The organism is Mesorhizobium silamurunense (assembly GCF_014843825.1).
In the GTDB taxonomy this organism is placed as follows: domain Bacteria; phylum Pseudomonadota; class Alphaproteobacteria; order Rhizobiales; family Rhizobiaceae; genus Mesorhizobium; species Mesorhizobium silamurunense.
Window position 1 is genome coordinate 22,746 of the sequence record NZ_JHQR01000275.1, and the last position, 10,088, is coordinate 32,833.

At 63.9% G+C, this 10,088-nt stretch carries 11 protein-coding genes and 1 pseudogene; 5 read left to right on the plus strand and 7 right to left on the minus strand.

The window, feature by feature from the left end:
• Positions 1-157 precede the first annotated feature (157 nt).
• From DH10_RS29015 to DH10_RS29025, 3 genes are all read left to right on the plus strand, one after another.
• Entirely contained in the window at positions 158-556 is a 399-nt protein-coding gene (locus DH10_RS29015; RefSeq protein WP_192248236.1) for an NADH:ubiquinone oxidoreductase subunit NDUFA12, read from the plus strand.
• Between the two features lie 118 nt (positions 557-674).
• On the plus strand, positions 675-1,247 hold the full coding sequence (locus tag DH10_RS29020) for a DUF2155 domain-containing protein (protein WP_192248233.1): 573 nt from the start codon (positions 675-677) through the stop codon (positions 1,245-1,247).
• Positions 1,248-1,304: 57 nt separating this feature from the next.
• The gene (locus DH10_RS29025; protein ID WP_192248230.1) at positions 1,305-1,691 is read left to right on the plus strand and encodes a hypothetical protein; all 387 of its coding nucleotides are present in this window, start codon (positions 1,305-1,307) and stop codon (positions 1,689-1,691) included.
• A gap of 12 nt (positions 1,692-1,703) precedes the next feature.
• Here the strand turns inward: DH10_RS29025 and aat are convergent, their stop codons facing one another.
• The 6 genes from aat to DH10_RS29055 all read right to left on the minus strand — a co-directional run bounded on the left by aat (position 1,704) and on the right by DH10_RS29055 (position 7,199).
• Complete coding sequence (gene aat / locus DH10_RS29030) at positions 1,704-2,321, minus strand: leucyl/phenylalanyl-tRNA--protein transferase (RefSeq protein ID WP_192248227.1); 618 nt, start codon at positions 2,319-2,321, stop codon at positions 1,704-1,706.
• 180 nt (positions 2,322-2,501) lie between these two features.
• Positions 2,502-3,845 (minus strand): acetyl-CoA carboxylase biotin carboxylase subunit, encoded by a 1,344-nt coding sequence (gene accC, locus DH10_RS29035; RefSeq protein ID WP_192248224.1) that lies wholly within the window; start codon positions 3,843-3,845, stop codon positions 2,502-2,504.
• A 19-nt stretch (positions 3,846-3,864) separates the two neighbouring features.
• Complete coding sequence (gene accB, locus DH10_RS29040) at positions 3,865-4,320, minus strand: acetyl-CoA carboxylase biotin carboxyl carrier protein (protein WP_192248221.1); 456 nt, start codon at positions 4,318-4,320, stop codon at positions 3,865-3,867.
• Between the two features lie 26 nt (positions 4,321-4,346).
• Positions 4,347-4,781 (minus strand): type II 3-dehydroquinate dehydratase, encoded by a 435-nt coding sequence (gene aroQ / locus DH10_RS29045; protein ID WP_127300631.1) that lies wholly within the window; start codon positions 4,779-4,781, stop codon positions 4,347-4,349.
• A 144-nt stretch (positions 4,782-4,925) separates the two neighbouring features.
• Positions 4,926-5,729 (minus strand): DsbA family protein, encoded by an 804-nt coding sequence (locus DH10_RS29050; protein ID WP_192248218.1) that lies wholly within the window; start codon positions 5,727-5,729, stop codon positions 4,926-4,928.
• Between the two features lie 57 nt (positions 5,730-5,786).
• Positions 5,787-7,199 carry a M48 family metalloprotease gene (locus DH10_RS29055; protein WP_192385614.1) on the minus strand — a complete coding sequence of 471 codons (1,413 nt, stop codon included), beginning with the start codon at positions 7,197-7,199 and terminating at the stop codon, positions 5,787-5,789.
• A gap of 192 nt (positions 7,200-7,391) precedes the next feature.
• Here DH10_RS29055 and DH10_RS29060 point away from each other — a divergent pair, with 192 nt between their 5' ends.
• Both DH10_RS29060 and DH10_RS29065 read left to right on the plus strand, forming a co-directional pair.
• Positions 7,392-8,540 carry a pyridoxal phosphate-dependent aminotransferase gene (locus DH10_RS29060; RefSeq protein WP_192385615.1) on the plus strand — a complete coding sequence of 383 codons (1,149 nt, stop codon included), beginning with the start codon at positions 7,392-7,394 and terminating at the stop codon, positions 8,538-8,540.
• A 6-nt stretch (positions 8,541-8,546) separates the two neighbouring features.
• Positions 8,547-9,476 (plus strand): glutaminase, encoded by a 930-nt coding sequence (locus DH10_RS29065; RefSeq protein WP_192248209.1) that lies wholly within the window; start codon positions 8,547-8,549, stop codon positions 9,474-9,476.
• Positions 9,477-9,579: 103 nt separating this feature from the next.
• On the opposite strand, the pseudogene DH10_RS29070 reads toward DH10_RS29065, so the two are convergent.
• Positions 9,580-10,088 (minus strand): annotated as a pseudogene (locus tag DH10_RS29070) (ribonuclease E/G); the annotation flags it as partial.

Here is a 10,088-nt window from a genome sequence, read left to right on the forward strand (position 1 = left end):
ACGCAACGCTTGGCAAGCCGAGGTGGCGACATCTCCGCGCATGTATCGATTTAGCGCACGAAGCATTTACATCGTCGGGCGGCAAAACCCTTGCCTTCGCGATGGCCTGACGCCATAAGCAGGAAACGGCGCGGCCGCTGCCGCAACGAGGATCTGGATGAAAACTTTCCTGCTGCAGTTTTTCACCTGGTGGAACAGCCAGACGCTGGGCACGCGCTTCCACACCTGGCGATTTGGCAAGAAGGTCGGCGAGGACGAGGCCGGCAACGTCTACTACGAAGGCGGCGTCGATTCGGAAGGCCGCACCCGCCGCTGGGTGATTTATCGCGACTATTCCGAAGCCTCGAAGATCCCTCCGGGCTGGCATGGCTGGATTCATCATCGGGTCGACACGCCGCCGTCGAGCGAGAGCTACAAGGCTCGCGACTGGCAGAAGCCGCATCGGCCGAACCTCACGGGAACGCCCGGCGCCTATCGCCCGCAGGGCTCCATCCTGACCAACCAGCATCGCCCGCAGGTGACCGGCGACTACGACGCCTGGACGCCCGGTTCGTAACTGCGTTTTTCGGTCCTTTGTCGCCACAATTGGCGTTTAGCTGCTTGCTGATATCGCAGCCATGACTAGCCTTGGGCGATTGAAAGAATCACCCGGGCGCAACCACCGGTATCCTTGCATGAACTCTTTCGGCCGACTTTCGACGGGACTGTTCGCGGCAGCGTCCGTTCTGGCCGCCTCGACGGTGGTGTTCGCCGCTGCGCAGGCGCCGGCAGTCTCCGACCGCCTCACCAACCCGGTCGCTGAATTCGCCGGCATCGACAAGATCACCGGCCGCATCATCACCTTCGACGTTTATATAGACGAGACGGTGCAGTTCGGCGCCTTGCAGGTGACGCCGCGCGTCTGTTATTCGCGGCCCGAGACCGAACAGCCGAAGACCGATTCCTTCGTCGAGGTCGACGAGATCACGCTCGATCGCAAAATCCGCCGTATCTTCACCGGCTGGATGTTCGCCGAAAGCCCCGGCCTCAACGCCGTCGAGCATGCCGTCTATGACGTCTGGCTGAAAGGCTGCAAGCAGAAGTCGGACGTGCCGCCGCCGACCGCCGCCAAGGCCGATACGGCAAAACCGAAGACACAAGGCGCCAAGCCCAAGCCTCCGGCGCAAGAGCAGCCCGCCGAGGCAGCACCTGAGCCGTTGGACGCCGCGCCCGCGCCGGATGACACGGGCGCTGCCGACGCGAACTGATCGGAACCCTCGCTTTCGCCATCCGTTGGTAAACGACGGCGACGGGAGGATTCCACCATGGCCACGGGCAAACCGATCACCGCCAGCAAGAAAGAACTTCTCGCGCTCGAGAAAGGGTTCTGGACAGGCGATTCCGCGTACTTCGCGGCCCATGCCGATGTGGAGTGCCTCGTTGCCTTTCCGCAGATGGCGAAAGCGATGACCAACGCCGATCTGGCCAAGACCGCCACGCAGCCCAACCGCTGGCGCGATCTCGACATCCGGCTGAAGGGCATGATCGAGCCGGGCAGCGATATCGTCATGCTGACCTACGAGGCTCATGCGACGCGCGAAAGCGGCGAGCCCTATGCGGCTCTGGTCAGCACCGGCTATGTCCATCGCGCCGACGGATGGAAGATGATGTTCCACGCCCAGACGCCGATCGAAACATCGACCGACTGCTGATAGCCCTGCACCTCACGGATAAAAAATCGCGTCGCCCTTCAGGGCCTCGGCCAGCATCTTCTCATAGCGGCTGCGCGGCACGTCGATCGCGCCGAAGCGCTTGAGGTGCTCGGTGGTGAACTGCGTGTCGAGGAGCGCGAAGCGACGCTCGTTCAACCGCTCGACGAGATAGTAGAGGCAGGTCTTCGAGGCGTCGGTTTCCCGGGCGAACATGCTTTCGCCGAAGAAGACGCGCCCGAGCGAAACGCCATAGAGGCCGCCGACCAGCCGGCCCCCGCGCCACGCCTCGACAGAATGACAGTGGCCCAGCCGGTAGAGCTCGACATAGGCTTCGCGGATCGGCGCGTTGATCCAGGTCGAGCGGCGCTCGTCGCGCTTTTCGGCGCAGCCGTCGATCGTCGCCTCGAAGTCGAAATCGTAGCGGATGTCGAAAGGGTGCCTGCGGATCGTCTTCTTCAGACTGCGCGGCGTGTGGAATCCGTCGAGCGGGATGATGCCGCGCGTTTCCGGCCGCACCCAGAACACTTCCGGGTCGGTCGCGCTCTCGGCCATCGGGAAGACACCCGAGGCATAGGCTTTGAGCAGCAGGTCGGTCGGGATGCGGTAGCCGGGCGCGTAGGGACGAGTCATTGCGCCATTATAACTGCAAGACCCTAAAGCGCGTCGTCCAAAAGTACGCAGCGGTTTGGGAGAACGAAATGCATCAAAACAAAGACTTGAAGCGCGTCGCCTGAAGCTGTTTCAGAGCGATGCGCCTTTGGGTCCGGTGAGAGTCAGGTCAGCCCGGCATCACCTGAATATCAACAGACCCTAGTCCTCCTTGGCCAAATATTTTTCGAGCCAGTGGATGTCGTAATCGCCATTGGCGATATCCGGATTGCCGACGAGATCGCGAAACAGCGGCAGCGTCGTCTTGATGCCGTCGACGACGAATTCGTCGAGCGCCCGGCGCAGCCGCATCATGCATTCGACGCGGTTGCGTCCATGCACGATCAGCTTGCCGATGAGGCTGTCGTAGTAAGGCGGGATGCGGTAACCGGAATAGACGCCGGAATCGACGCGGATGCCGAGCCCGCCCGGCGTGTGGAAATGCGTGATCGTGCCGGGCGAAGGCGTGAAGGTGCGCGGGTCCTCGGCATTGATGCGGCACTCGATGGCGTGACCGTTGAACTTGATGTCTTCCTGCCTGATCGACAGCCCGCCGCCGGAGGCGACGCGGATCTGCTCATGCACGAGGTCGATGCCGGTGATCGCTTCCGTCACCGGATGCTCGACCTGCAGACGGGTGTTCATCTCGATGAAATAGAACTCGCCGTTCTCATAGAGGAATTCGATAGTGCCGGCGCCGGAATAGCCGAGATCGGCAATCGCCTTGGCGCAGATGCCGCCGATGCGCGCGCGCTCCTCGGCATTGAGGGCTGGGGAGTTCGCCTCCTCCCATACCTTCTGGTGGCGGCGCTGCAGCGAGCAGTCGCGCTCGCCGAAATGCACGCCGTGGCCGGAACCGTCGCCGAACACCTGCAATTCGATATGGCGCGGCTTCTCCAGATATTTCTCGATGTAGACCGCGTCGTCGCCGAAGGCGGCGCCGGCTTCCGACTTTGCCGTCTGCAGCGCCACCTCGAGGTCGGCCTCGGTGCGGGCTACCTTCATGCCGCGGCCGCCGCCGCCGGCCGAAGCCTTGATGATCACCGGATAGCCGATCTCGGCGGCGACGCGCTTTGCTTCCTTCTCCTCGGTGATCGCGCCATCGGAGCCCGGCACCACCGGAATGCCGAGGCGCTTTGCCGTGCGCTTGGCCTCGATCTTGTCACCCATGATGCGGATATGGTCGCCCGAGGGGCCGATGAAGGTGATGTTATGGGCCGCGAGGATGTCGGCGAACTTGGCGTTTTCCGACAGGAAGCCGTAGCCCGGATGCACCGCGTCGGCGCCGGTGATCTCGCACGCGGCGACGATCTGGTGGATGTTGAGATAGCTTTCGCGCGACGGCGGCGGGCCGATGCAGACGCTCTCGTCGGCAAGCCGCACATGCATGGCGTCGGAATCGGCGGTCGAATGGACCACCACCGTCTGGATGCCGAGCTCCTTGCAGGCGCGCAGCACTCGGAGTGCGATTTCGCCGCGATTGGCGATGAGGATTTTTTGGAACATCTGCCCGCTGTTCCCGGCTCTACTCGATGACCACGAGCGGCATGCCGTATTCGACCGGTTGGGCGTCCTCGATCAGGATCGCCGTCACCGTGCCGGCGCGCGGCGAGGGAATCTGGTTCATCGTCTTCATCGCTTCGATGATGAGCAGCGTCTGGCCTTCCTTCACCTTCTGGCCGATCTCGACGAACGGCTTGGCGTCGGGTGAGGGAGCCAGATAGGCGGTGCCGACCATCGGCGAGGGCACGGCGTCCTTGGAGGGATCGGCTACCGTCGCAGGCGCTGCCGCCTGGGCCGGCGCGGCAATCGCGGCGGCCGGGAGCGGAGCCGCGACCGCGTGGACGGGCTGCGACTGGCGCGACACGCGCACCTTCAGGTCGCCGAGCTCGACCTCGATCTCGGTCAGGTTGGTGTCGTTCAGTATGCCCGCCAGATCGCGGATCAGCTGCTGGTCAACACCGTTCTTCTTTATCGACATTTTCGAGCCTTCTGTTTGGGAGCCGGTCACAGGCGTGCCGCCAGTGCCTGCAGCGCAAGCGTATAGCCGAGTGGCCCGAACCCGCAGATCATGCCGACAGCGACCGGCGCGACCATGGAGACGTGCCGGAAAGGCTCCCGCGCGTGGATATTGGAAAGATGGACTTCGGCGACGGGCAGCGGCGCGACGGCGCGGATGGCGTCGTGGATGGCAATCGAGGTGTGGCCGTAGGCGCCGGGATTGATGACGATGCCTGCAGCCTTGTCGCCGGCCTCCTGGATCCAGTCGACGAGGTCGCCCTCATGATTGGACTGGCGAAAATCGATCTCGAGCCCGAGCGCCGCGCCGGCGGCCTTGCAATCCTCGGCTATGGCGGCAAGCGTCTTGCCGCCATAGATCCCCGGCTCGCGCTTGCCGAGTGCATTGAGATTGGGACCGTTCAGGACGAAAATCGTTTTCAAATATGCCGACCTCTTCGGCGCCGGCCTCAAGCCGGCGCGCCGGACCTCTATACTGGGCATAGCTGCCGGCGAAAAGAGCGCAAGTGCGTTCTTTCGCTGTCCACAACAGGCGGAAAACCGCCTGTTGTCGCGACCCGTAACGAACTAGAGCGCGCTCTTGGCCTGCTCGATCTTTTCCGCCAGGACCTGCTGTCCCAGCGCGCCGAACACCACCTCGTTGCCGACCACATAGGACGGCGTGCCGGTGATCGACAGCTTGGTGGCGAGGTCGTAGGTTCGGGAGAGCGCCTCGTTGATGCTCGGATCCTTCATCTTCTCACGCAGCTTGGCCTCGTCGGCGCCGAGCGAAAGCGCAACCTTCATGGCGGTGGATTCGGTGGCGCGGCCCTGGCCGCCGAGCAGCGCGGTGTGGAACTCGCCGTACTTCTCCGGCATCATCAGGTGGAAGGCCATCGAGACCACGCTGGCCTTTTGCGAATCCGGGCTGAGGATCGGGAATTCCTTCAGCACGAAGCGCAGGTCCGGATCGGCCTTGGTCAGCGCCTTCATGTCTTCGATGGCGCGTTTGCAGAAGCCGCAATTGTAGTCGTAGAACTCGACGATGGTGACCTTGCCCTTCGGGTTGCCGACGACGCCGTCGAAGGTGGAGTTGAAGATCTCGTCCTTCGCGTCCTTGATGACGCCGAGCGCTGCGAGCCGCTGCTCTTCCTTCTGCTTGGCCTCGAGCGCGTCCTGAACCTCGAGCAGGACCTCCGGATTCTTCAAGAGATAGTCGCGGATGATGCCTTCGACCTCCTTGCGGTCGACCTTGGTGTCGGTGGAAGCCACCTGGATGGCTTGCGTCGTATCGGCCTTAGCGGCCTGCGGGCTTCCTGCCACGAAGCCGAATGCCAGCATGCCGAGCGCTACCGCCACGCCGGCGCTGCCGAGCAGGATTGCCTTGTTCATGATCATTTCCTTCTGCCTGTCCCGGGCCAATCTAATCGCCGCGCACGGCCGGGACGTTCATTTGAGTTTGTTCGATGGCGTGTAGTTTATGATATCTTGCGCGCGAAGCCACCCAGGCTCGCCGCGCTTCAACTTCTGTTGAGCGCGCATGGCGAAGATTTTCGCGTTCTTGTAGTCGGCCGAATAGAAATGGCCTTCGGCGGTCGCAAGATCGGCGGCCGGGATCTGCCCCAACTCGCCATAGGCTTGCGCCAGATAACGATAGGCTTCGGCATTTTCCTTGTCGCGCCCGACCCCGTTGGTGAGCTGGGTTACCGCCTTCTTGATTGAATCCGGCGTGCCGACAGCCATCAGCGCCTGGCCGAGCGAGACCATCAGCAGCCCCGACCGCGCCGGGTCGAGGCTGACGGCCTTAGCATAGGCATCCGCTGCATCCTTGGGCTTGTTGGCCTTCATCAGGATGTCGCCGCGCAATTCCTGGAAATAGGGGTTCTTCGGCTGTTCCTTGATGAGCGCCGCCGTCTTGGCGAGCGCGGCGCCCGGATTGCCATAGAGATAGGTCTGCTGCGCGTCGCCATAGCGCGAGGCGAGACTGGTCGGGTTCTTGCGCATCAGCCGCGCCACGGCCGCCTGGCCCTGCATATAGGCGGCGATCTTGATGCGCATCATGTCGTGCCGCTGCTGCAGCGCCGGCGGGTCGACCTGATTGACGTACGGGCTCGCCTTGACCAGCACTTCGAGGTTGGCGATGCGCTCCTGCGGCATCGGATGGCTGATCCGGTAGGGATCGAGCTGGGTGCCCGACAGCGAAAGCGCGCTCTGGAAGCGGGCGAAGGTCTTCAGCATGCCCATGCCGGATTGGCCGGTGGCGTTGAGATAGGTGATCGCCGAGCGGTCGGCGGTGATTTCCTCGCCTCGCTGATAGGCAAGGATGCTGCGCTGTGCCATCTCGCCGCCGCCGGCGGCGACGCCCATGCCGGCACCTGCAAGGCCGCGGCTGTTGGTCGTGGCGCCGGCGACCATCGCGCCCGCGCCGAGCAGCGTGGCGATGATGGCCATCGTCTTGGCGCGGTCGAGCTGGTCGCGCAGCTTCTGCTGGTGGCCGCCGGCAATATGGCCGGCCTCGTGCGCGATGACGCCGATGATCTCGTTCGGCGTTTCGGCCGTCACCAGCGCGCCGGTGTTGATGAACAGGCGGCGGCCCGTCACGAAGGCGTTGAAGCTCTGATCGTTGACAAGAACGATGTCGATGCCGTCATTGGCGAGGCCCGCCGCCCTGAAGATCGGCCGGGCATAGTCGCGCACCAGCGCTTCGATCTCGGCATCGCGCACCACCGGCACGCCCTGCGCGAAGGCGTTTATGGAAGTGGATACCGCAACGGCGGCTGCAAGCAGGAGCGTCGCGAATCCGCGCGCGGTTCGCCCTATCGCGGTCGATCTGTCAATCATCGTTCGGGGTCGGCTCAACATGACAGGTCCACTGGTAGACGAGCGGGCGAAGGATGAAAAGTCGGCGCCGACAACTTCCTGCGCGCTTGTGATCCCCACATCAATCGGGCATTTGTGCGGCGCTGCCGTCGAACCCCGGCAGTTCCAGGGCAGGTGAGCGATGGTTTGCCTGTGGATTTTCGCCAACCAAAGGCAGGCTAGACGAGAGGTCAGATGGTCGTTTCGCTTTCACGCCGCGGCGAGGTTGAGCCGTTCCACGCCATGGATATCTTGGCCGAAGCCAATCGGCTTAAGGCTGCTGGCATCCCGGTGGTGTCGATGGCGGTCGGCCAGCCGTCGGACCCGGCGCCGGCCGGCGTCCGCGAAGCCGCGGCTCTGGCGCTTGAGCACGGTCGCATCGGCTACACCGACGCTTTAGGGCTGGCACAACTGCGCAAGGCGATCGCCACGCACTATGGCGAGCATTACGGGATCGATGTTGCCCCGGCCCGTATCGCCGTCACCACCGGCTCGTCCGCCGCCTTCAACCTGGCTTTCCTGGCGATGTTCGATCCGGGCGACCGCGTCGCCATCGCGGCGCCCGGCTATCCCGCCTATCGCAACATCATGGCCGCGCTCGGCATCGAGATCGTCGAGATCGAGCTCGGCTCTGATGCCTATCTTCACGCCGATCATCTGAAGGCCGCGCATCGCGAGAAGCCGCTGAAAGGGGTGCTGTTCGCCAGCCCAGCCAATCCGACAGGCGCGGTGATCCCGGCGGACGAGCTTGCGGCGCTGGTAAAGACGGCGGAGGAACTCGGCATCGCCGTGATATCGGACGAGATCTACCACCGGCTGGCTTACGCCGCGCCGGATGTCAGCGCATTGGCTTGTGGCGCGGGCGCGACCGTGATCAACTCCTTCTCGAAATACTATTGCATGACCGGCTGGCGTATCGGCTGGATGGTGCTGCCGGAGGAGCTGGTGCGGCCGGTCGAGCGCATCGCCCAGAGCCTCTACATCTCGCCGCCGGAGCTGTCGCAGATTGCGGCGATCGAAGCCTTCAAGGCCACGCAAGAGCTGGAAGCGGTGAAGGCCCGTTATGCCTGGAACCGCGACCTTCTGATGAAGCGACTGCCGGAGCTCGGCTTCGCGCTCGCGGCACCGATGGACGGCGCCTTTTACGCCTTCTGCGACGTCACCCGGCACACCAATGACAGCATGGCCTTCGCGCGCAAGATGCTGGCCGAGGCGCATGTGGCGGCAACGCCCGGCCGCGACTTCGATCCGCTGCAGGGCCATCGCACCATGCGCTTTTCCTATGCCGGCAGCCATGGCGACATGGTTGAGGCGCTGGCGCGTATCGAACGCTGGCTGAAATAGAAGCCAATGCCTAAACTCGAGCAAGCGCTGGCCGAGGTTGCCGCCGAAATGGCGGAGCGCACCGATCGCGGCGATGTCGCCACCTACATCCCGCAGCTCGGCAAGGTCGATCCGGGGAAATTCGGCATTGCCGCCGTGACCAATGACGGCCGTGTCATCCTCGCCGGTGACGCTGATCAGCCCTTTTCCATCCAGAGCGTCTCGAAAGTGTTCACCTTGACGCTGGCGCTGGGCAAGGTCGGCGATGCGCTGTGGCAGCGCGTCGGCCGCGAGCCCTCCGGCAACCCGTTCAACTCGATCGTCCAGCTCGAGCATGAGAACGGCATCCCGCGCAATCCGTTCATCAATGCAGGCGCCATTGTCATCTCCGACGTCCTGCTTGCCGGCCATCAGCCGCGCGAGGCGATAGGCGAGATCCTGCGCTTCGTCCATTTCCTCGCCGACGACGACACCATCATCATCGACCGCGAGGTCGCGGCCTCCGAGCGCGCCACCGGCTACCGCAATTTCGCTCTGGCCAATTACATGAAATCCTTCGGCAATCTCCATCACGAGCCGGAGCTGGCCTTGGGCGTCTACTTCCACCATTGCGCCATTGCGATGAGCTGCCGGCAACTCGCCATGGCCGGCCGCTTCCTAGCCAATGGCGGCAGGAATCCGGCGACCGGGCATTCCGTGGTGTCGACCGAGCGGGCGCGCCGCATCGGCGCGCTGATGCTGACCTGCGGCCATTATGACGGCTCCGGCGACTTCGCCTTCCGCGTCGGCATTCCGGGAAAAAGCGGCGTCGGAGGCGGCATTCTTGGCATCGTGCCCGGCGTTGCCTCGCTCGCCGTCTGGTCGCCGGGCCTCAACGAGAACGGCAACTCCAAGCTCGGCTCCATCGCGCTGGAGAAGCTCGCCAGGATGATGAACTGGTCGATCTTCGCGCCCTAACGCGTGTTCGGGACCTGGAACTGAAGCCGCTTGAAAAAGAAAATCCCGCGCCGAGATGGCGCGGGATTTTTTGTTAAAAGATCAGGATAATCGACTGAAAATCCTAGAAAAAGCCTTTCCGCTGCCACCAACCGGCGCGCTTCGGCTTTTCTTCGACCTTGGCCTCATCGCTGACGTTGGACGAAACGACGGGGACGACCGGCGCGTCGATCGACTGGGGCTTGCGCCGCGTCGGGTGCGCATTGACGGGCGCCGCGGCCTCGGTCGGAGCAGAAGCAGCGACGACTGCCGGTTCCGGTTCGGCGGCCACGGGTTCAGCGGGAAGTTCCGCCGCCGGCTCGGGCGCTTTCTCGGAGACCGTTTCCTCGGCAGCCTTCTTTGATCGCGATGCACGGCGCGGCTTCTTCGGCTTCTCCGTCTCCGGAGCATCGTCATTGGCGGGCGAGGGCGCGGCCTGCCCTTCGGCTGTGGCGACCGGCGGCGCGCCTTCGGGAGCTTCGACGTCCACTTCATCGCCTTCGAAACCATCGCCGGCTTCGGCGGCGGTTTCGCCTTCCTCGCGGCGATTGCGCTTGCCGCCGCGCTTGCCGCGGCGGCGCTTCTTGCCCTGAC